20 protein-coding genes and 1 pseudogene are annotated in these 22,121 nt (G+C 58.9%); 4 read left to right on the top strand and 17 right to left on the bottom strand.

Features of this window, described 5'->3' with window-relative positions:
* Position 1: 1 nt before the first annotated feature.
* From icmH to tssA, 17 genes are all read right to left on the bottom strand, one after another.
* Positions 2-877, bottom strand: a complete 876-nt coding sequence (gene icmH, locus CKW18_RS05810; RefSeq protein ID WP_095187890.1) for a type IVB secretion system protein IcmH/DotU — start codon at positions 875-877, stop codon at positions 2-4.
* 5 nt (positions 878-882) lie between these two features.
* Positions 883-2,214 carry a type VI secretion system baseplate subunit TssK gene (gene tssK / locus CKW18_RS05805; RefSeq protein WP_095187889.1) on the bottom strand — a complete coding sequence of 444 codons (1,332 nt, stop codon included), beginning with the start codon at positions 2,212-2,214 and terminating at the stop codon, positions 883-885.
* 2 nt (positions 2,215-2,216) lie between these two features.
* On the bottom strand, positions 2,217-2,717 hold the full coding sequence (gene tssJ, locus CKW18_RS05800) for a type VI secretion system lipoprotein TssJ (RefSeq protein ID WP_095187888.1): 501 nt from the start codon (positions 2,715-2,717) through the stop codon (positions 2,217-2,219).
* Positions 2,718-2,722: 5 nt separating this feature from the next.
* Positions 2,723-3,919, bottom strand: coding sequence for a type VI secretion system-associated FHA domain protein TagH (gene tagH / locus CKW18_RS05795; protein WP_095187887.1), 1,197 nt, complete (start codon positions 3,917-3,919; stop codon positions 2,723-2,725).
* 18 nt (positions 3,920-3,937) lie between these two features.
* A complete protein-coding gene (locus tag CKW18_RS05790; protein WP_003229566.1) occupies positions 3,938-4,078 on the bottom strand; it encodes a hypothetical protein in 141 nt (46 codons plus the stop codon).
* Between the two features lie 93 nt (positions 4,079-4,171).
* Complete coding sequence (locus CKW18_RS05785; RefSeq protein WP_095187886.1) at positions 4,172-5,692, bottom strand: sigma-54-dependent Fis family transcriptional regulator; 1,521 nt, start codon at positions 5,690-5,692, stop codon at positions 4,172-4,174.
* 10 nt (positions 5,693-5,702) lie between these two features.
* Positions 5,703-8,360, bottom strand: a complete 2,658-nt coding sequence (gene tssH / locus CKW18_RS05780) for a type VI secretion system ATPase TssH (RefSeq protein WP_095187885.1) — start codon at positions 8,358-8,360, stop codon at positions 5,703-5,705.
* Positions 8,361-8,371: 11 nt separating this feature from the next.
* Positions 8,372-9,379: a type VI secretion system baseplate subunit TssG gene (gene tssG, locus CKW18_RS05775; protein WP_095187884.1), complete on the bottom strand. Its 1,008-nt coding sequence runs from the start codon at positions 9,377-9,379 to the stop codon at positions 8,372-8,374.
* Positions 9,343-11,130 carry a type VI secretion system baseplate subunit TssF gene (gene tssF / locus CKW18_RS05770; RefSeq protein ID WP_095187883.1) on the bottom strand — a complete coding sequence of 596 codons (1,788 nt, stop codon included), beginning with the start codon at positions 11,128-11,130 and terminating at the stop codon, positions 9,343-9,345. The genes tssG and tssF overlap by 37 nt, the downstream gene beginning before the upstream one ends.
* Before the next feature lie 101 nt (positions 11,131-11,231).
* Complete coding sequence (locus CKW18_RS05765) at positions 11,232-11,615, bottom strand: hypothetical protein (protein WP_095187882.1); 384 nt, start codon at positions 11,613-11,615, stop codon at positions 11,232-11,234.
* Entirely contained in the window at positions 11,612-12,463 is an 852-nt protein-coding gene (locus tag CKW18_RS05760) for a hypothetical protein (protein WP_095187881.1), read from the bottom strand. Before CKW18_RS05760 ends, CKW18_RS05765 begins: the two co-directional genes overlap by 4 nt.
* A gap of 5 nt (positions 12,464-12,468) precedes the next feature.
* The gene (locus CKW18_RS05755) at positions 12,469-12,972 is read right to left on the bottom strand and encodes a PAAR domain-containing protein (RefSeq protein ID WP_095187880.1); all 504 of its coding nucleotides are present in this window, start codon (positions 12,970-12,972) and stop codon (positions 12,469-12,471) included.
* Between the two features lie 11 nt (positions 12,973-12,983).
* Positions 12,984-13,415: a hypothetical protein gene (locus CKW18_RS05750; RefSeq protein ID WP_238156316.1), complete on the bottom strand. Its 432-nt coding sequence runs from the start codon at positions 13,413-13,415 to the stop codon at positions 12,984-12,986.
* A 19-nt stretch (positions 13,416-13,434) separates the two neighbouring features.
* Positions 13,435-13,842: a type VI secretion system baseplate subunit TssE gene (tssE, locus tag CKW18_RS05745; RefSeq protein WP_095187879.1), complete on the bottom strand. Its 408-nt coding sequence runs from the start codon at positions 13,840-13,842 to the stop codon at positions 13,435-13,437.
* A 9-nt stretch (positions 13,843-13,851) separates the two neighbouring features.
* On the bottom strand, positions 13,852-15,327 hold the full coding sequence (gene tssC, locus CKW18_RS05740) for a type VI secretion system contractile sheath large subunit (RefSeq protein ID WP_095187878.1): 1,476 nt from the start codon (positions 15,325-15,327) through the stop codon (positions 13,852-13,854).
* 25 nt (positions 15,328-15,352) lie between these two features.
* Positions 15,353-15,856, bottom strand: coding sequence for a type VI secretion system contractile sheath small subunit (gene tssB / locus CKW18_RS05735; RefSeq protein WP_003229587.1), 504 nt, complete (start codon positions 15,854-15,856; stop codon positions 15,353-15,355).
* A gap of 32 nt (positions 15,857-15,888) precedes the next feature.
* A complete protein-coding gene (gene tssA, locus CKW18_RS05730) occupies positions 15,889-17,451 on the bottom strand; it encodes a type VI secretion system protein TssA (protein WP_095187877.1) in 1,563 nt (520 codons plus the stop codon).
* A 714-nt stretch (positions 17,452-18,165) separates the two neighbouring features.
* On the opposite strand from tssA, the gene tssI reads away from it, so the two are divergent.
* The 4 genes and pseudogenes from tssI to CKW18_RS05705 all read left to right on the top strand — a co-directional run.
* The gene (tssI, locus tag CKW18_RS05720; RefSeq protein WP_095187875.1) at positions 18,166-20,190 is read left to right on the top strand and encodes a type VI secretion system tip protein TssI/VgrG; all 2,025 of its coding nucleotides are present in this window, start codon (positions 18,166-18,168) and stop codon (positions 20,188-20,190) included.
* Positions 20,187-21,035 (top strand): DUF4123 domain-containing protein, encoded by an 849-nt coding sequence (locus CKW18_RS05715; protein ID WP_095187874.1) that lies wholly within the window; start codon positions 20,187-20,189, stop codon positions 21,033-21,035. The genes tssI and CKW18_RS05715 overlap by 4 nt, the downstream gene beginning before the upstream one ends.
* Positions 21,032-21,823 carry a hypothetical protein gene (locus tag CKW18_RS05710; protein ID WP_095187873.1) on the top strand — a complete coding sequence of 264 codons (792 nt, stop codon included), beginning with the start codon at positions 21,032-21,034 and terminating at the stop codon, positions 21,821-21,823. Before CKW18_RS05715 ends, CKW18_RS05710 begins: the two co-directional genes overlap by 4 nt.
* Positions 21,820-22,121, top strand: a pseudogene (locus tag CKW18_RS05705) (hypothetical protein); the annotation flags it as partial. The gene CKW18_RS05710 and the pseudogene CKW18_RS05705, both read left to right, overlap by 4 nt.

Here is a 22,121-nt window from a genome sequence, read left to right as displayed (position 1 = left end):
TTTACGGCTGCGACTGCGGTTGCACCGCGGCCGGATCAAGCGGCTGATATGGTTGCAGAACGGTGTCGCGCTGCTCGCCCAAGACCCAGGCGAAGCCCGAATACATCACCACCAGACAGACGAAGGTGAACAACACCACCATCCACGCCGGCACGATGCGCACCAGGTTGCGACGCTGATCGTTGAGACCTTCCCAGTGCGGCGACAACTCGCGCGGCACGTCGCCACGCAACTGACGGATCTGCCGGTACAAGGCGTCGCGGATGCCTTCAAGCTCGAGCATGCCGCGTGCCTGGACGCGGTACTTGCCCTCGAAACCGAGGGACAGGCACAGGTACATCAGCTCGAGCATCGGCAGGTGCTTGACCGGGTTCTTCGACAGTCGATCGAGCAACTGGAAGAACTTCTCGCCACCGAAGGTTTCGTTGTGGAAGCTGCTCAGCAGGCTCATCTGCGACCACTCGCTTTCGTTGCCCCACGGCGTGGTCACGACGGCTTCGTCGACCACGGTGCAGAGCACGTAACGCGCGGCCATTACCTGACTGCTTTCGGCGCCGTTGTGCAGGGCGCGCACTTCAAACAGTTTGAGCCCGGCGGTCAGGCGCTCGTTGAGCGCGTAGAGGTCTTCGCGGGTTTCGCTGTGCTTGAGGCGCACTACTTCCGAAAGCAGCTCGGACGAAGCAGCGACCAGCGAATTGAGGCTGATGTTGAACGCTTCCGCCGGGCGCAGGCGCGCGGCGTAGATCATCCGTTCTTCCAGTTGTTCGAAGCGCGGCGGCGCGGCGAAGTCGGTCAGCGGACTGGCTGCCGGTCCGTGGCCCTGACGATCGAGCAGGACGGTTTTGTCGTCCTGGTTGTAATCCGTTTCCTTGATCATGTCGGTCAGTTCCTGATGGCCCAGAATTTCAGTTCAAGCTCGGCGAATTCGCCGGACACGTGGAACGCGAAGCCGCCGGAGCGCTCGAGTTGCGCCAGGTCTTCGGAACTGAGTTCGAGGATGAAGTAGGTTTTGTTGGAGTGGAACGCGATCTGCCGCGGGGCCACCGGCAACGGTTTGACCTTGATCCCCGGCAAGTGCAGGTTGACCAGTTGGCGGATGCGCTCCACCGGGCCGACCTTGAGGTGCGCCGGCAAGCGGTGGCGCAGTTCTTCGGAGTCGCAGTTGGCACTGGCCGCCAGCACGAACGAGGCCGAGCCGAGCAGTTTGTGGTCGTGCAACGGCGACACGATGATGCCGTACTGACGCGCTTGCAGGATCAGTTCGATGGCGTGCTGTTCGAGCACCATCGACAGCACCTGACGAATCGCTTCCATCAGTTTGCGAAAGCTCGCGCCTTGGTCGGCGTGGGAGTAGCGGCTGTCCAGACGCGGGCGTTTGCTCTCGCCGGAGAAGGTCGCCAGATCGCCAAGCATGGTCAGCAACGTGCGGTACAACTCTTCCGGATGCACCTGCTCCAGGCCCAGATAGTGGCGCAGCAGCAGTTCGGTGCGGTTGATCAGTTGCAGCATCATGAAGTCACCGACTTCCGCACCACCGACCTTGCCATTGGAGCGAATCCGCTCGGCAATGGTGTCGCCACGGTGGCTGAGCATGCTGATGACTTCTTTCAGGCACGACAGCAAGTAGCTGGAGGCGTGAGCCTGAATGTAGGTCGGTACGAAGTCCGGGTCGAGGCTGATCACGCCGTCGGGCGTGGTGTCGAGCACGTCGCAGATCTTCAGCTTCACGTAGGCCTGATCGCTCTGCTGCTCGCCGAGCAACAATTTGAAATCCGGGCGACCACAGCTGACCTGACTGGCGGAATCGTCGCCGGCGTTGGAGTCGGCCACTTCGGCGTCATACGCGGTGTAACGCGCGAGCACGTCGGATTGCTCCGGACGGCGCGACTCGATGTGGTTGCCAGTCACCAGCGGCAGCGCCAGGTAGATCGGCGTGTTGCCGGTGTTCGGCGGCACGTCCAGCGCCAGCGGTTCGGTGTTGCCACCGAGCTCGAACAGGCTGCCGTCCGGCAGAATCCCCGAAGCTTCACTGATCACCAGTTTGCCCATGTTGAGGAACTGCAGGTCGATCTCCAGATTGAGGAAACCCCAGGTGTAGCCACCCAGCAATTGGGTACGGGTTTTCATCTGGTGATCGTAATAGCGATCGTTGTGCTGGAAGTGCTGCGGACGCAGCAGCATGCCTTCCTGCCAAATGACTTTATGGGTATTCATGTTCAGTCATCCGCCTTGGCGAGCACTTGATTGGTGTTACGGATGCCGGTCTGATCCAGCGTCAGATCGACTTCGGTGACTTCCAGCGGAGTGATCTGAACCGTGTGGCGCCATTGGGTTTCCGGCAAGTCGCGGTAAGCGGCGAGAATGCCAACATAAAGGCTGCCCTCTTCCACCTTGAGCTTCATCTCCACGGTTTCCCCCGGGCGCAGTTCGAGCTCTTCGCTGGCCACCAGATCCGGGTTGAGGGATTCCTTGGCGCGCTCGTAAAGGCTGAAGAAATCAGCGTTCTCGAAGGTCACCGGGTGCTTGAGTTCGAACAGGCGCACCACGATCGGCGACGGGCGGCCATTGAGGTCCGGGTTGAGCTGATCGCTGCCGGTCAGTTTCAGGTTGATCTTGGTCACTTTCGAGTACGGCGACAGCGACGAGCAACCGGCGAGCAACACCAGCATGGTGAGCGCAGTCAGCGTCTTGAAAAAAGCGGTCGAGCGGCGAGACATGCGCATCATCCTTGGTGGTCGGTGTGGAGGGTGGAGATCAGGCGAATCTGTTCTTCGTAGGCCTGGGCGAAGTCGCGGGCCAGCAAACGCTCGCTCCAGTCATCGTCCTGACGCAGCGCCTGGTGGTAACGGCCGAACGCTCTCCAGCGCGCGCCGGATGTGGCGATCAGCGGCTTGTTGTCGCGTTCGAAACGCAGGGTCAATTGCTCTGGCGAGAAGTGCTCCAGCGTGCCGCGTACAGCGGCGCGGCTGGCGGTCAGCAAAGCCACCTGATGCGCCTGCAAATCGCGGAACGCACGGGAGATGGCTTGTTCGGCCGGCAGATGCCCGGGCTTGCTCGGCTGCAACAGAATCTGCAGTGCTTCGCTCGGATCAACGGCGAATTTCAGCGGGTTCTTGTTGGTGCCTTGCACGGTGGTCTGGGCCAGACGCAGTTCGTTTTTAAGCTCCGAACGGGTGCGCAGGCTCTGCTGCAAACCGCCGACGCTCTGCCGCAACAGACGCGCGGCGTTCAGCGCCAGCGCTTCACGTTCGTCATGGCTGAGGCCTTTGAGATCGACACCCAGCGCAGCACCGAAGTGCTCCCAGAAACCTTCGCTCTGACGCTCGACGGCTTTAGGCGCCGGAGCAGGCTCAGGTTCGACGGGCGCGGCGATCAGCTCCGGCACCATCAGGCTTTCCATGTCGATGCGCGCGTAGTCGGCACGCTGACGGGAGTCTTCAGGTTTGGTGTTCGGCGCCAGCAGTTCGTCGATTTCCGAGTAGACGCGCTCTTGCTGTTCGAGGGCGTTGAGCGGGTCGAGATCGAGAAACGCGTCGTCAGGGATGATGCTGCCAGCGGCGCGTGGACGGCCGACTTCACCATCGAAGGTCGCCGGGTCACGCACCAGTCGCGCGCGAATCTCGAAGTCGCCGAGCACGTAAGTACTGCCGTGTTCGATGCGCACCGGTTCGCCTTTGTGCAGACGTGCGCCGCTTTCGCCGTCCTGCACACCGTTGCTGCTGGTGTCGGTCAGGAAAAACGTGCCTTCGCGGTAGCTGACAATCGCGTGGTGATTGGACAGATGACGCTTGCGGTCAGGGATGATCCAGTCGCAGTCCTCGCCCCGCCCGATGACGCCGCCGGCCTGTTTGAAGGTCTTCTGGCACAACTCGGTGGGCACGAACTGCTTGGTGTTCAGCATTTCGAAAACCAATTCCATGTTTGATGCTCCTTGCGGTCACTTGCCGCGATTGACCGCTTGCGGATCACCCAACGGGCGATAGTCGTTGTCGTTGAATTTGTAATTGCCGCTACAGCCGCCAAGGCCGCATAGAACGACGAGGGTCAGCAGGACAGCGTGCCAGTGACGAACAGACATCAGAGGGTCTCCAGGGGTAGACAAAGCACAAAGCGCCGACCCTTGCGGGCGGCGCTGAAATTGTTTTTTTGCGGGCAAATCGATGATTTTGGCCTACCCATCGAAATCTCCCAGATTGATGTTCAACCGCCCGAGGCGGTACAGCAGCGTGCGCCGGGGCAGGCCCAGTTCGCGGGCGGCGAGGGTCTGGTTGCCGTCGTTTTTACGCAGGCAATCGAGCAGCAAAGTGCGTTCGACCTGTTCCAGACGTTCGCGCAGATTCAAACCGCTGCTGTCTTCAGGCATCGGCTCCATGCGCAGGGAAAAATGCTCGGCGAGCAACTCGCCGCCCTCGCACAACAGCACCGCGCGTTCGACCAGCGCCTTGAGTTCGCGAACGTTGCCGGGGAAGGTGTAACCGGACAAATGCTCGAGCGCCGCATCCGACCAGCGCACCGGATCACGCTGCAAGAAGTTGCAGGTTTTCTCGGCGAAGTGCCGGGCCAGATCGAGAATGTCGCCTTCGCGCTGACGCAGGGCCGGCAATTCGATCGGGAATTGCGCGAGGCGGTAGTACAAGTCCTCGCGGAATTTGCCTTCACTCACCAGCACTGCCAGATCGCGGTGCGTCGCGGCGATGATGCGCACATCGATCTTGTGCGTGTCATTGGAACCCAATGGGCGGATCTCGCCTTCCTGCAACACCCGCAGGATTTTCGCCTGCAACGACAGCGGCATGTCACCGATTTCGTCGAGCAACAGCGTGCCGCCATTAGCCGCATCGAACAGCCCGGCGCGGTCACGGTCAGCACCGGTGAAGGCACCTTTGCGATAGCCGAACAGCTCGCTTTCCAGCAGGTTTTCCGGGAACGCCGCACAGTTCTGCACGATGAACGCCTTGGAACGACGCGGGCCGCAATCGTGAATCGCCCGCGCGACGACTTCCTTGCCGGTGCCGGTTTCACCACGCAACAGCACGGTGTAAGGGCTGTGCAGGACTTTGCTGATCAGCGAATAGGTCTGACGCATCGCCACGCTTTTACCGATCAGCCCGTAACCGCTGATGCTCGGCACGCTACGCACCATCGGTGCCTGAACATCCAGCGGCTGGCGCAGGCGCTGCAGCAAATGCAATTGACCGAGCACGAACGAGCCGAGCTGACCGAGCGAATCGGCAAAGCCCTGCAGGTCGGCGCGATGACGACTGGCACACAGCAGCAAGCCCTCGACTGCCTTGTGCTGATTGACCAGCGGCACGCACAACAGCGACTGCCACGGCGCCGTCGCGGCGGGCAGAAAACTGGTTTCGTGCAGGTTGGCGCTGAGGTCGTCGAGACACACCACGCGGTTCTGGCACAGGGCGAATTGCAACAGCTGCTCACCGTTGTAGTCCGCCGGCAGGCTCGCGGTTTGCTGCGGCTGCAGCGCACCGTCGAGGTACTCGGCGTTCATCCCCAGGCAGGTGTGGGTGGCGTCGAGCAGATACAGCTGCGTCAGTTCGCAGCCGCTCAACTCAGCCAGCCCACGCACGAATTCACCCAGCAACGCAGCACCGTCCGCCGCGCGCGACAGACTGGCGAACTGCGCCAGCAACGCTTCGGCGTAGACCAGAGGCTGCGGCACTTGAGTGAACATCACACCCACCTCAGGCGAACTCGCACATCACGCTGGCATTGCCGTCGAGCGTGGCATGCACACGCTTGAGGCTTTCGCCGGTGGCCATCGCGTCGAGCAGACGATCCGCGACCAGCGGCAACACGTGCTGATCGAGCAAATGGTCGATAAGACGCGCGCCGCTGTCGCTTTGCGTGCAGCGCTCGGACAGGTGATCGACGAGGTTCTGGCACCAGCTGAAATCCAGCTGACGACGGTTGAGGCGCTCGCCGAGACGACCGAGTTTGATCTCGATCAGCTCGCGCAACACCGGACCACCGACCGGGTAGTACGGCACCACTTTCATCCGCGCCAGCAGTGCTGGTTTGAAGTGTTTGCTGAGTACCGGGCGAATGGTTTCTTCGAGGACTTCGGCAGTCGGACGTGCGCCGTCTTCACAGAGGTCGCTGATCTTGTCGCTGCCCAGGTTCGAAGTCATCAGGATCAACGTATTGCGGAAGTCGATCTCGCGACCTTCGCCGTCGTTGGCCACGCCTTTGTCGAAGATTTGGTAGAACAGGTTGAGCACGTCCGGGTCGGCCTTCTCGACTTCATCGAGCAGGACTACCGAGTACGGCTTCTGGCGCACCGCTTCGGTGAGCATGCCGCCCTCGCCGTAACCGACGTAGCCCGGTGGCGCGCCGATCAGACGAGAAACGGTGTGTTTCTCCTGGAATTCGGACATGTTGATGGTGGTGATGAAACGATCACCGCCGTACAGCAAGTCAGCCAGGGCCAGTGCGGTTTCGGTTTTACCGACGCCGCTCGGGCCGACCAGCAGGAACACGCCGACCGGTGCATCCGGCTTGTTCAGGCCGGCGGCGGTGGCGCGCATCGAGCGATCCAGTGCGTGTACGGCTTGTTCCTGACCACGGATGCGCGTGCGCAGGTCGGTGGCGAAGCTGGCGACCTTGGCGTTGTGTTCACGGGCCAATTGCGCCAGCGGCACGCCAGTCCAGGCGCTGATCACTTCAGCGACCAGACGCGGGCAGACTTCAAAGCTGACCAGACGCTCTTTGACTTGCGCGGCGGTCAGGGCGCTATGGGTTTCGTTGAGTTGCGCCTCCAGCGCTTCGACGCTTTGGCCTTCCTCGACCTCGGCGGCGATGGTTTCAATCACGGTGCCTTCAGCGTCTTCTTCAACGTTGACGGTCGGCTCGACGGCGGCGGCTTCGCGGGCCTTGGCCAGTTGCTGACGCAGTTCCAGCAGGCGCTCGGCCAGTTGCTTCTGCTCAGTCCACAGGCTTTCCAGCGCGACCATTTCGTTTTCGGCCTCGTCCAGACGCGCTTCCAGTGCTTGCAGCGCTTCGTGGTCGATCAGCAGACCGGCTTCGGCATCGCGGCGCAGGGCCTGACGCTGGCGGCCACCTTCGGCCAGTTCGCCACGCAGGCGCTCAAGGCTTTCCGGGGCAGCGGCGAGGCTGATGCGCACGCGGGCGCACGCGGTGTCGAGCACATCGACAGCCTTGTCCGGCAGTTGTCGACCGGCCAGATAACGCGCAGACAGCTCGGCGGCAGACACCACGGCGTCATCACGCAGGTAGATGCCGTGGCTCTTCTCGTAGACCTGAGCCAGACCACGCAGGATGGTCACCGCTTCGCTGACGGTCGGTTCGTGCAGTTGCACCGGCTGGAAGCGACGGGCCAGCGCCGGGTCTTTCTCGAAGTATTTCTTGTACTCGGCCCAAGTGGTCGCGGCGATGGTGCGCAATTCACCACGAGCCAATGCCGGTTTCAGCAGGTTGGCCGCGTCGGAACCGCCGGCATTGCCGCCCGCGCCGATCAACGTGTGAGCTTCGTCGATGAACAGGATGATTGGCTTCGGCGAAGCTTTGACCTCATCGATCACGCCTTTGAGGCGACGCTCGAATTCACCTTTGACGCTGGCGCCAGCCTGCAACAGGCCCATGTCCAGCGACAGCAGCTCAACGCCTTTGAGTACCTGCGGCACTTCACCGGCAGCAATGCGCGAGGCCAGGCCTTCGACGATGGCGGTTTTACCGACACCGGCCTCACCGACGACGATCGGGTTGTTTTTGCGGCGACGGGCGAGGATGTCGACCATCTGACGGATCGCGCCGTCACGGCACAGCACCGGGTCGAGTTTGCCGTCGCGGGCCTGTTGGGTCAGGTTGTGGGTGAAACGCTGCAACAGTGACTCGCCCTGGGCGGCCGGTTTGCCGTTGGCCGCCGGTTGCTCCTGTTGCGACAGGGCAAATTCTTTCAGGCGATCAATGTTCAGCTTGGCGAGCAGCGGTTGATAACGGCTGCCGGCATAACGCATCGGATTGCGCAGCAGGGCGAGAATCAGCGCGGCGTCTTCGACCTGGGTCTGACCCAGTTCGAGGTTGGCTACCAACAGCGCGTCTTGCAGCCATTGCACCAGTTCCGGGGCAAACACCGGGTTGCGCGAAGCACTGTGTTCGACTCGCGATTGCAGGGCGGCGCTGAGTTCACCGGCATCGACGTCAGCATCTTGCAACGCGCGTGCGAGCAAGCCGTTCGGACGCTCCAGCAGGCCGAGCATCAAGTCTTCGACGAGGATCTTGCTGCCGCCACGGGCGACGCAACGCTCGGCCGAACGCTCCAGATCACGACGGGTTTCAGCGTCCAGCGCCTGAATGAGTTGTTGCAGGTCTACGTTGATCATGGCTCACGTCCTTAATGAATTTTGCTGCCCAGGGTCACCACGCCGTCCGCTTTCTCGCGGCCCAGCCAACTGGTCCAACCGAGGCGACAGGCGTTCTGCTCACCGATGCGCAGTTCGCGGATTTCTTCCTGGCGCAGAACCAGGCGAATGTCGTAATCGAGCGGGTCACGCAGGGTGAACCGCACCAGCGCGCAGAGCGGCTGGTAACCGAAGCCGATCGGCAGGAATTCATGGAATCGCTGCCAGTCGAGTTGGGTGATGTGAATGCGGAATTTGCCGCTGCGGTCGCGCACGTGTTCGCCAAGCACCAGGTCTTCGCCGAGCATGCTGTTGGCGCGCCCCAAACGATTGCGCTGCTCTTCGAGAATTTCCACGCGGCGCTCGATGCACTGCTCGATGACCAGGTCTTCGTGCTTGAAGTAGTAACGCAGCACGGCTTCGATCAGCGCCGCCGAGTGCGCCCGCAAGCTGAGCAGGCCGAGGTACGGCAGCAAGCGTTTCCAGTTGAGTTCCTTGGCCTTGCGGATCTCTTCGCCGCCCAAGCCAATCAGGGCGAACAGCTGCGAGGAGAACGGGTCGATCGCACCGCTCTGGAAACTCGCGCGGTAGCGGTACTTGCGCCAGATCGGCAGCATCAAACGCTGCAGGCGATGGTGAAACAGGTCAAGGAAGTTGCGCGTCGGGTTGCCGTCTTCGCTGTCGCCCAGTGCCTGTTCGCCGTAGAACGCCGGCAGTGGCGAACCGGAGCCAACCAGACCGATCAGGTTGAATCGCATGCGCGCGCGCATCTGCCCGTGCTCTTCAAAAAACTCCACGCGATCAACATCGCTGCGCGGGAATCCGAGGCTCGGGTTGGCCTGAAACTCGACCTGATCATACAAATCGTCTTCGCTCAGGTGCGGGTGTGCATCGCGCAGCCGGTCGATTACCAGCAGCACTGCCTGAAACAGCGAGTATTCGCGTATTACCCGGGTCAACCCGCTTAAAGCAGGGGTTGCAGACCCATACGTGGTGTCCATTGGTACACCTCTCCCTGTGTGCTTTTTACCCGCAGCTCGTGGAATGAATTGAGACTGGCGTAAAGCGCGAAAAACTCGTTAAGAACGGAGGCGAAAACGAACAGGTCGCCTTCGCCGATGTACCCTTCCGGATCGATGGTCAGTTCGGTGCGCAAACCGCGCACCGGCAGGCCACGGTGCAGCCGATCGACGTGGTGGTGTTTGATGTGCTTGAGGCCACCGAGCAGGCGTTTGCTGACCTTCTCCGCGTGCTGGTCGTAGTAACGCGGCAGGTCGTAGGTTTCCAGAATCACCTTCAACGCATTGACGTCCGCCAGCGACAGATAGTTAAGCGACATGTTGCTGATCAGCTTCCAGAGGAAGTCACGGTTCAGCGGCGGCGCAAAACTCGACGTGGCCGGGGTGATGTTGCGGAAACTGAGGAACTCCGGGGTCTCTTCACAAGCCATGCAGATCTCGCCGAGCTTGAGCTTGCGCGGCAGGTTCTGGTTGGTGCACATCAGCTCGATCGACAGGGTTTCATGGGCTTCGGTGTGGCGAATGCCGAAGCTCAGGTAAGTGTCGAGGCCGTCGTGCAGCAGCGACGAACGCTGGCGGATGCTGTAATGCGGACGACTGTTGGGCACGTCGAAACTCGGGTCGTGCTCAAAGGATTCGAACGGCACGTATTCCTGGTAACCGAGGCCGCCGGGCTTCCAGCCAGTGACGGTTTCCACCGAGAACACGCCGCAGTTTTCCAGATCGTATTCCGCCGGCAGCAGCAGGTATTCGTCCTGCTTGCCGTCGAGGCGGATCGGCAGCGCGTCGTGCGCGAACAGGTTGGCAATCGGCGTGCAGAACAGCTTCACGTTATCCAGGGTCGGACGCATGCGCATGATGCCGCTCTTGCGAATATCGAAGCGTAACTCCAGGCCGCGCATCTGCTTGAGGGTGTCTTCCGGCAACGCCTTGAGAATGTCCAGACCGTTGACGTCGACGAACAGGAACTTGTCCTGGAAGGCGAAGTATTCCTGCAGGTAGCGATAGCCACGGAAGGTGTTCAGCGGATACGGGATCAACGCTTCTTCTTCGGCAAAGCCCACCGGTTTGACCCGGTCACCGGGAATCTTGAACGCCATCGGTTTGCCGCTGACGCCATCAATCGGCTTGCCGGCGCCGTCGAGCGGGATCAGTTCGATGCCTTCGAGGTTGCGCAGCAGGCTCAGGTAAAGCATCTGGCTGATGTAACGCTCACCGGCAAAGTGCAGGCGCAGTTTGCTCAGTTCCAGCTCACCGAGATGGCCGTCGGCGCTCATTTCCAGACGCAGGCTGAGCAACGAACCGTCGCCCTTCACCGAGTAGTTCAGTGCGGCCAGATCCAGCGGCAAGACTTCGGTCGGGTAGCAGGTGCGGAAGCGGCAGCGCACGTCTTCGATCGGCTTGCTTTCCACCGGTGTATCGCGCTCAACCACCAGCGCCGGACCCGAACGCTTGAGCGGATCGAACTGCAAAATGCTGAACGCCGGCAACGGCCGCATGTAGTTCGGCCACAGCAATTGCATCAGGGAATGGCTGAGCTCGGGCAGCTCGTCATCGAGCTTCTGGCGCAGACGCCCGGTGAGGAACGCAAAACCTTCCAGCAACCGCTCCACATCCGGATCCCGCCCGGCCTGCCCGAGATACGGCGCCAACGCCGGACTACGCTCGGCGAAACGGCGACCGAGTTGGCGCAGTGCGGTGAGTTCGCTTTGGTAGTAGTGGTTAAACGACACGGGTTACCTGCCTGGTAGTGGAACGCATTTGAAAAAACAGCAGAACGGTTCATGCGGGCTAGGAATTCCCCGCGGGCAACGTCGGCAATGACGCCCGACAGTCATGCTTCAACTTCTCTTTTTGAAAAAAAAAGGCGATCGATTAACTGACCAGCGAATATCGCCGCAAAAGTCAGGACACCACCCATCAATGTGTAAGCCATCGCGCGGACGGGGTAGTGAGGCAAAAAATAGTACAAGATAAGCGCAAGCATAAATGAGACGCAGAGGACTTTTAATTTCAGCTTGGGGATAAAAAAAGTTATAGCGTTCATCACCAAAAAATACTGAACCATTAGATCCGGCGTCATACCGATGCCGATACCTCTCGATGTCAATCCACCATACACTCCGATATATAAGTCGACACCGTAGTTATGCAGCGGAATATACAGAGCACACACTACCAGATGCGGAATACAGCCAATTAAGCGACGAGCTTTCATTTATTCCAAGTCCCGTACTGATCCATATCGCCTTGCGAAATGGGATTTATCAATTTCGCATTTGATACAGGCACATAAGGTGCATCAGTAAGCTCAATTGTGTGCGGGATACCTTTATCGTATACCGTGTCTTTTTTCACAACCAACTTGCAGTTTTCTTTTGCCCATAATATCCCTCGTAATATGATGAAGTTATCGTAAACGTCTTTCGGTCCTCGCTCTGCTCCGGTATAGGCTTTGCCGTCGCCCCAGGTCACACCGGTTTCACCAGCCATCTTTATTGCGAGCTCTACCTGCTTTGTTTCTCGCAGATACTTTCTATAGGTGTTAACCGCAAACGGCACCTGGCCAATGCCATCAGTCCAATAGGGTTTATCCTCCATGAACACCATCAAAAACTCAGCACCGCCCACGGCACGGAATTTCCAGTCACCCGGCATTCCGGAGTGAAACGTGAAGGAAAAGCGGTCAACAATTGCAAAATCGATCAGCTCCTGCCAGGTAACATGTTTATATGCCGTATTCGACTCTGTTCCGGCCTGCGTTGTTTCTGGATTGATCCAGATAAGCGCTCTGTAATATCTGGCTAACGGTTCGAACCACTGACCCTTTTCTGCGTACAGTTTCTCCGCGGTGATGATTCTGAATGGAGAGTCATCCTTACCCGGTTTCAAGGCGAAGAGAGGCACTCCACTTTTTCGCGTAATAATCCAGGCCAACGGAAGATCAACTGCCTTGGGCTTTGTATCCTTGCTCTCAGTTGTTTCGGCAAGAACTTTAAGTGTAGTCACCTGATCCTGAGTCACAAAGGTGTAAGCGACACCATCGATGTTGATTATGGTCTCCATACCTACTAGTCCGCCGAAATGTATATAGTTACAGGCTCTGCCGTCTTTCCAGTTGAAAAACCACCTGACATGCCTGTTGACGTTGAACCTGTTTTCTCAATCCCGCTATCAGAGCGCATGGTGTAGTTTAAATTTTCAACCGTTCGTCCATCTGCGGTTTTGAATTCAAAGACACGATTGAATATTCCAGGGATGATGACCGGCACCGGCGACACAAACGGCGCCGGCGAATGCGAATTGCCGATAATCACCGTCCCTGAACCGGCAGTGACTTTGTTCCCATGGGTCCCCACCGAATCAACCGTCGCAGCAGGTTTGCCGTTGATCAACACAGTGGTCGCCAAATTTCCCGACATCGCACCACCACACGCCGAGGCATCGCCTTGGCGGGCGGCCGCGAGGCCGTCGAAGAACACGTCGCCGGAACCGGCGGCGATCGGGTTGGTGCCGTGGCCGGGGAGCGGGCAAGCGGTGGGGTCGGATACACGTGCTGCGGGTTTGCCAGACATCGGGATTCTCCTTAGTTGACCTTCACTTGACGACTGTTTATTTCCTGACCACACGCGGGAATATTCCAGCCCTCGTAACCCGTCGCTGTCGGGTAGATCGCGTGACCGTATACCCACTGCGAGCGCTCATCGGTGGTGAACTCGTTCTGCCAGAGCAGCCATTCGGACGACTTAAGCAGCGTGCCGTCTTTTGCGTAAACACGGAAAAATGCTTCGCTGGCGAATAGCTTGAAAAGCTTTCCCGGTATGCCGATGGCTGAGTACTGTGGAATGTAGGAACGGATGGAGCACGTACCATTGTCGTTCCAGACAATCGAGTACTCGTGAGCCAGCCGTGCTGCCGTCGTTTTCACGTAACAGGCAATTGAAATCAGGACAGTGGCCGTCAGGGCTAGAAACAGCAAAGCGCTACGCCCCAACTTTGCCAAAAGACCTAAATTCACGGCGCTCCCTCGCATGGTCCTAATTCACCTTCACTTGACCGCTGCCATCCAGGCGCGCGGAAAAACTGACCTGACGCTTGAAACCCTCAACTTCCAGCAGGCCTTCGATACTGAAGGCCAGGCGAAGCTGATCGTGATCACGCGGCAGGGAAATGACACGCACGTTGCTCAGGCGCGGCTCGTAGGCTTCGATGAAGTTTTCGATGGCCAGACGGGCCTGACTCAGGGAGTCGTGCAGGCTCAGGCGCATGTCATTGAGATCGGGCAACCCGTAGTCGGACAGCGTTTGCACGCTGCCGGCCCGGGTGCTGAGCATTTTGGCCAGATGGGCAGCCACAGACGCCATGGCCGAAGCCTCGAGGCTCCTGCCCTTGCGCTGTTCCGCGTCGCCATTGAGGCGTTCGAAAAGACTGCCGTATCCGTCCATGAGTCGCTCTTACTCTTTGTCCAGCTTGCCAACCAGCGAGAGGGTGAAATCGGCACCCATGTACTTGAAGTGCGGACGCACGTTCAAGCTCACGCGGTACCAGCCCGGCTCGCCTTCAACGTCGCTGACGATCACTTGCGCAGCGCGCAGCGGACGACGGCCACGCACTTCGGCGCTCGGGTTTTCCTGGTCGGCCACGTACTGACGAATCCACTTGTTGAGTTCCAGCTCGAGGTCGGTACGTTCTTTCCACGAACCGAGTTGCTCGCGCTGCAGCACTTTCAGGTAGTGAGCCAGGCGGTTGACGATCATCATGTACGGCAGTTGGGTGCCGAGCTTGTAGTTCAGCTCTGCTGCCTTGCCTTCTGCGCTGATGCCGAAGAACTTCGGCTTCTGCACCGAGCTGGCGGAGAAGAACGCCGCGTTGTCGGAGCCTTTACGCATGGTCAGGGAGATGAAGCCTTCCTCGGCCAGTTCGTATTCACGACGGTCGGAAACCAGAACCTCAGTAGGGATCTTGGTTTCGATTTCGCCCATGCTTTCGAAATGGTGCAGCGGCAGGTCTTCAACCGCGCCACCGCTCTGTGGGCCGATGATGTTCGGGCACCAGCGGAATTTGGCGAAGCTGTCGGTCAGCTTGGTGCCGAACGCGTAAGCGGTGTTGCCCCACAGGTAGTGCTCGTGGCTGTTGGCAACGGTTTCCTTGTACACGAACGATTTGACCGGGTTTTCTTCCGGATCGTACGGGTTACGCAGCAGGAAACGCGGCACGGTCAGGCCGACATAGCGGGAGTCTTCCGAAGTACGGAAGCTCTGCCATTTGGCGAATTGCGGGCCTTCGAAGTGGTCTTTCAGATCTTTCAGATCCGGCAGGCCGGTGAAGCTTTCCAGACCGAAGAACTTCGGGCCAGCCGCAGCAATGAACGGTGCGTGGGACATGCAGGATACGCTAGCCACGTACTGCATCAGTTTCACGTCCGGCGAGCTTGGGGACATGTAGTAGTTGGCGATGATCGCACCAACCGGCTGACCACCGAACTGGCCGTATTCAGCGGTGTAGATGTGCTTGTACAGGCCCGACTGCATCACTTCTGGCGAATCTTCGAAATCGTCCAGCAGGTCTTCTTTGGAGACGTTGAGGATTTCGATCTTGATGTTTTCGCGGAAGTTGGTGCGATCGACCAGCAACTGCAGACCACGCCACGACGATTCCAGAGCCTGGAAGTCCGGGTGGTGCAGGATTTCGTCCATCTGACGGCTGAGCTTGGCATCGATCTCGGCGATCATGCGGTCAACCATGGCCTTCTTGACCGGCTCACCGTTGTTCTGCGGCTTGAGCAGTTCTTCGATGAAGGCCGATACGCCACGCTTGGCGATGTCGTAGGCTTCGTCGTCCGGAGTCAGACGGGTTTCGGCGATGATGCTGTCGAGAATGCTGTATTCGCCGCTGGCGGCGCCTTTCTCTTGTGCTGCGCTAGTGCTCATTGTGTTGGCTTCCTTGGCTTGAGTCTCAGGCGTCCGGGGCTGCGGCGTTCAAGCCCAGCTCACCGAGTACGCGACCGCGGGATTCGTCGTCGGCGAGCACGCCTTCGATGGCTTTACGGAACGCAGGTGCGTTACCCAGCGGGCCTTTGAGGGCCACCAGCGCATCGCGCAGTTCCATCAGTTTTTTCAGCTCAGGCACTTGCTCGACCAGGCTGGCCGGGTTGAAGTCCTTCATCGAATTGACGCGCAGTTGCACAGCCAGCTCGTCGGCCTCGCCATCTTCTTGCAGACGGTTTGGCACGCTCAGCGTCAGACCCAGTTCCTGCTTGGCCAACACTTCGTCGAAGGTCATCTTGTCGATGCTGATCGGCTTGCGATCTTCGATTTTGCGATCGTCCTTGCGGTGGGTGTAGTCACCGATTGCCAGTAGTTTCAGCGGCAGTTCAATCTCTTCCTGAGCACCGCCGGTGGCGGGTTTGAAGGTGACGTTGATGCGTTCCTTGGGGGCTACCGAGCCTTCTTTGGCCATGGCTTTTCTCCTTGCGGTTGTGGCCCTGGGGCCTATTCGAGTACCACTTCGAGATCGAGGTGGCACAGCCTGCGATAAATCTCTTCCTTGCGTTCACGTACGGCATGGTTCTGCGGTAACAACTCGCAGCAGCTATGCAGCAGGTGCAGCACTTCCAATGCAAGATCGGGCTCCCAGGCGTGCAGGCCTGAGTCCTGTAATGTCTGATCGAGGGTTTCGAGCTGGTTCTTGGCCAGTTCGTATTTCTTGGCCATGAAGCACAGCCGGGCGAGCGCGAACTGCCAGAAGAAGCGCTCGCGTCCGCCGTGAGCCGATTGCAGTCCTTGCTTGAGGGTCTGCACGGCAGGCTTCAAACCTTCCTTGCGCAGCAGTGGCAGCACCTCTTCGAGGGCTTTTTCCCAGGCTGGCTGCGTCTGAACGTCTTCGGTTTCGACTTTGCGGGGCGCGCTGGCGCTTTGCAGGTGCGGCATGACATTGCCGGCGATCCACGCCCGGGTGGACGGATCAGCAAACGGCGCGCCGTCATGGAAACGACATTCGATGATGCCGGGCAGGCGCTGAACCAAAAGCGCGAAGTGGATTTCCACTTCGCGCATTGCCAACTCGGCGTTGAGGTTCTGGAGACATTCCCAGACCATTCGCTGGCCATCGAACCAGAACGGCGCCTTCGCCAGGCTCGCCTCCAGTTCCACCAGCAGATCCGCGTATTTGCCCTGATCGAAGCGATCCTGATATTGCTTGAGCTTGTCGACCGGCAAGCCGCGCAGCACGGTGATCTGTTCAGCGTTGCGTTCGGGCACCGCGTCAATGGTCATCCACAGCAGCGTGCGATTGAGGCGCAGGGCGCGCAGGTCGGTGGCTTTCTGCTTGAGCCACCAGGCACACAGCGGCCGCGCGCTGTCCTGCTGGGCGCGCAGTGCCTTGTGGGCGTCTTTTTCGTTGTCGATCGGTGCGCCGGGCGTGAGCAGCTGGCTCGCCGCCTGCTTGACCTGCGCCACCGCCGCGCCCACCACGCCGGGGGCTGGCTGGTTGTCGGCGGCGCGCTGGATCATGGTTTTCAGGCGGCGCGAGAGCGGCAGCAGCAGCGGCGCGTCATCACCCAGATGCTCGGTGCAGGCAGCATCGAGGCCAGCCAGATGTTCGGAGAGCTGCCGGAACATCGGCAACTGCTCTTTGATCGCGATGTTTTCAGTGATGACCTGCTCAAGACGCGGCACCAGCCAGCCAATGGCGGCGGCACGGGTACGGGGTTTGAGCGGATGAACGTCGGCCCAGTTGTTTTCCGACAGATGGTGCAACAGGCCGAGGCCGGCCAGCAGCCCGGGGAAGGATTCACGCTGGTACAGCGACCAGGTCAGCCAGGCGCCGACACGCAAATCCTTGGATTGGGTACGCAGGAGATTTTCGCTGTTTTCGCGAATTTTCAGCCAGTCGATCTGCCCGCTTTCGTGCATCGACGAGGCTTTGGCCAGCTCGCTTTCCAGCGCCTCGAATTCGCTCGAAAAACGAACGTCTTCGCCCGCGAAATTCTCTTTGGAAACAGAGACTTTGGCGAGTTCGAGGTAATGGGCGGAAAGTTTGCTTGAGTAGGACATCCATGGCCTTTGATTTGGATAACGTCATGCGCCTATTGGAAGTACAGCGGCGCGGGACAGTATCGAAGAGCAGTGCAGCGGCTCATCCAATTGAGTTGTGCTCTTACAAGTGGGCGCATCGTAATCACTATGATGGCCACTAGCAAGCATCCGATTAAACAACAAGACGAAGTGTTCATTGGGATCTGTAGGAGATCGCCCTATATGTTGCAGGGGATTCCCTGATAGTCATTTATATTCGCCACATTTCTCACTCCCCCGCCAAAACCCTGAGCTAGAGCGCTTCTGCGCGGCGAGACGACATTCTGCCGGACGCCGGCGCCATTAAAGGGCGGCAAGCATGACAAATCTTGAAAAAAATAGAAGTAGGACACTTCCGAAAATACATCGGCCTCTTTGAACAATTCAGCGAAGACAATGACGAACAGCAAAAGTGCCATCAATTTGATGGCAAAGTATTTTTGTGAAACTTTCACAGCCCCGTAAACACTGCACATTCGTGCTAACTCAATAACTTCCGAAGTGGCTTCCTACAGCCCTTTCCTTCAATTCATACAACACCTTACAACCCGGAAGTCTCTGACAAATGACAGAGATACTTCTTACATCATTTTATTTCCTGCGCAGCTAGCGTGCCTTGGTAAATTTTTTATGCGTGGCGATCAGGGACGATCGAGCACCGCGCATCGACTCATTTTGCTTAAGGACAAGCGTATGTTCAGCACGGGCAATTGCGCGCCTTTTACCCTGCAGATTCCCGGAGTTCGCCACGACTTCAAGGTGCTCGCATTTGATGGTGATGAAGCCATCAGCTGCCTGTACGCCATCCGGGTCGAACTGGTCAGTGAACGAGCGGATATCGATCTGGAAGGTCTGCTCAGTCAACCGGCGTTTCTGCAATTCGGGTTTAACAACGAAGGTATTCATGGGCGCATTGAAGATGTGCGGGTGGGTGAAGTCGGGAAGCGTCTGACCCACTATCAATTGACGCTGGTGCCTGCGCTGCACTATTTGCAGTTCAGCCACGACCAGCGGATTTTCCAGAATCTGACGGTCCCGCAGATCATCACTCAGGTACTCCAGCTTCATGGTATCCAGGGCGATGTATTCACCTTCCATGTCAGTACCAGCACGGAACGCGAGTACTGCGTTCAATATGGGCAATCCGACTTTGAGTTCATCCAGCGCCTGTGTGCCGAGGACGGTATTGCGTGGCACCACCAGCACTACGCCGACAGCCATAGGCTGGTTTTCACTGACGATCAGGTGTTTTTCCCATCGCTGGGGACGACGCCCTATCAACAAGGCACTGGCATGGTCGCCGAGCACCCGGTCGTCGAGCGGTTCGCCATGGTTTTCAATACTCGTACCAGTACCGTCACACGCCGTGACTATGACCTGAAGCGCCCCGCACTGTTGCTGGAAAGTCGCTTCACGGCAGAGTTCACCCCCGCGCTGGAAGACTATCGTTATCCCCTCCTGATGGAGAATGAAAAACAGGGTAAGCAGCAGGTGCGCCAGGCGCTGGAGCGACATCGCAGCGACTATCAGAGGGTTGAAGGCGAAAGTGATCAGCCGACGCTGCGCAGCGGTTATCTGTTCAACCTGACCGAGCATCCGCGCAAAGACTGCAATGGCCAGTGGTTGCTGGTGAGCCTGCAGCACAGAGGCAAGCAACCGCAATCACTCGAGGAGTCAGCCAGCAGCGACGCCAAACCTGCCGATGGCTTCACTCAGGGCTATCGCAACACTTTCAGCGCCATCCCGGCGGATGTGCTCTACCGCCCTCGACTGCCATCGGCAAAACCGTTGTTGGTCTGCCAGACCGCACGCGTCACCGGCCCGCCCGGACGGGACACGTTTTGCGATAAGCACGGAAGGGTTCGTGTCGAGTTTCCCTGGGATCGGGCAGAACTCGGCAGCGAAAAGAGCAGTTGCTGGATAAGGGTCGCGTCCAGTTGGGCTGGCGAAGGTTTCGGGGCGGTGACTATCCCGCGCATCGGCATGGAAGTGGTCGTGACATTTCAGGAAGGTGATCCGGATCGGCCGCTGATCACCGGGTGCGTGCCCAACAAGGTCACTTCCACCGCCTACCCATTGCCCGACAACGAAACCAGAACGGTCTTGCGCACTCAGAGCTCACCGCGCAACGGCGGCTATAACGAATTGTCGATCGAAGACCGTGCCGGGCAGGAGAACATCTATCTGCGCGCCCAGCGTGACATCGAGCAACTGATCCTCAACGACAGCCGCAGCCTGATCAGACACGACCGCTTCGAGCAGGTGGGCAATGACAGCACCACCCTCATCGAGGGCAAAGCGCTGCGCACCCACCAAGGCGTGCGTAGCACGGTGATCAATGCCGATGATCTGCTGACAGTCAGGGGCACCAGCAGTCAGTCCGTCGATGCACTGGTGATTCAGGCCGGTGAGCAGGCGCATGTAACCGCCAGCAATGTGGTGATTGATGCCGGCATGAGCCTGACGTTGACGGCCGGTGGGCATCACATCGTGATCAACGCTGCGGGGATTTTCAGCAGCGTGCCGATTGTCGAGGGCGGCGCGCCCATGGCGGGAATCACACCGTTGCAACCATTGCAGGCTGTCGCCAGCCAAACCATCCCCGCCATCGCCACGCCGTTGTCCATCCTCAGCGACGCCCGTCAGCAGGCGGCCGATTATTGCCCGCTCTGCGAGGCGTGTCTGGCGGGCCAATGCAGCCTTGGAGAAGTCGCATGACGCCGGTCAAACGATGGCTGCACGAGCAGAATCGGGCCGGGCGCGATCTCTATCTGATGCTCGATGTCGACGGCCAGCTGGATGAACGGACTGCACTGCTTGACGAACTGGGCGTTGAGCGGTATCGCAATCTGTATGCAGGGACGGCCGCAAACGCACTTGCACAGTCGGGGCCGCTGCTGTTTCAGATTGATTCCATTGGTTATCCCGCGATCCAGGCGCTGCTCGACACCCCCGAGCGCAATTGGGGCTGGCTGGCAAGCGCCAGCCACTTTGAACTCGATGCCGTGGCTGCGCACTGGCGCGAACGCGTGATGACCGGTGAGCGGCCAAACCTGGCGATCTACCGCGCGCATGACAACCGCGTGCTCGGTCGCGCGCTGGCCCCTCTGCAACCGCAGCAGTACGCCGAACTTCTGGGACCTATGGTCAGCGTCTGTTACTGGCACGACGAACAATGGAGGGTCGCCGACAATCCCGATCCCGGCATGCACCCACTGCCGGCCGATCCGCCATGGCTACAGACCCCGACACCGGAGCTGGTTTACACCAACGTGCTGTTCGATAACGCCCGCCGCTATCTGGTTGGCGAACACACCGAAGCGATGACCCGACTCGCGGAGCAACTGGATATGGATGACTGGTTGTGGGGGCAGATCCAGCGGACTCGCCTGTGGGGCTGGCAAGCACCGGAGCAAGTGCATTTCTTGCTGACCCAGAGTTTGCAGATGCCAGGGTATCTACCGCCCAAGTCGTGGTTGCCAAAACCTGAAGAAGAGCCGGCGGCGCATTTTGAGCGGGTGTATCAGCAGGTGCTGTATTGGCAGACAGAGGCTCGTTTATGAGCGGTGCATTTCGATTTCTGGCACTTGGCAGCTGCCTCGCGCTGAGCGTGGGTTGTTCGGCTGTGGGCAAACCGAACACATTCACCTTTGTTCCCGATCTTCCGCCCAACTTCAAGTACGACCTGACGGCCACCTACGTGCCCGCCAAGGATCAAACATGCTCGGTGCCGGGTGGAAAAGGTACTCAGCTTGGGTTCAATAAAACCAACATGAAATACGAAGGCACATCAGAAATCCCGCTTTACAGAACCGTGAGCGACTGCCCGCTGGTGCTGAACCATGTGGAGATCAAGGTCATCGGCGTCTTTGGCCCTGGACGAAGTAACAGCAGCTATGACTACGCCTCATTTTCCGTGCGTCCAGAGTTGCTGGAACGACAAATGGGTACTTTCAGAGATGACGAGACAGCTGAATTCTTCGGTGAGTGCATGTGGTCCTTCCGCACCGTCGGGCCGAAGCGTTACCTGATCAAACTGCTGACCTGCAAAAAAATGGATGCTCAGGGCAATGTCGGGCGAAGCCGTCCTTCCACGGCGTACACGCTGACTCAGCTTTCAGGAAAAACGGTAATTCTGAAAATCCAATTGTCTGAGCGGGAAAAGCCCGCCTTTGGTGACACTTGGGTAAAAGTGCCCGGCGGCTGGAAGCGTTGCATGGGGAAAGCCTTTGAGGACCAGGATGCGTTCTGCTTCGGCAATTCCAGAGACTTCAGCACATTCAGGATGGTGGACGAACGCATCTGCACCATTTACCCGGGCTGTACGGAAAACAAGGATGCAACACCATGACGGATCAAAAAATACCGTATTCGCGGGTGTATTCCCCACACCTCAAACGAGTCCTTCATTGCCTGACATTGAGCACTTGCCTTGCTTTGACATTGGGTTGCTCGGCTGTAGGAAAACCGAACACATTCACCTTTGTTCCCGATCTTCCGCCCAACTTCAAGTACGACCTGACGGCCACCTACGTGCCCGCCAAGGATCAAACATGCTCGGTGCCGGGTGGAAAAGGTACTCAGCTTGGGTTCAATAAAACCAACATGAAATACGAAGGCACATCAGAAATCCCGCTTTACAGAACCGT

Source organism: Pseudomonas sp. Irchel 3E19, assembly GCF_900187585.1.
GTDB lineage: Bacteria > Pseudomonadota > Gammaproteobacteria > Pseudomonadales > Pseudomonadaceae > Aquipseudomonas > Aquipseudomonas baetica.
The sequence above is the reverse complement of the archived record's forward strand: the minus strand, read 5'-3'. Positions and strand labels throughout refer to the sequence as shown.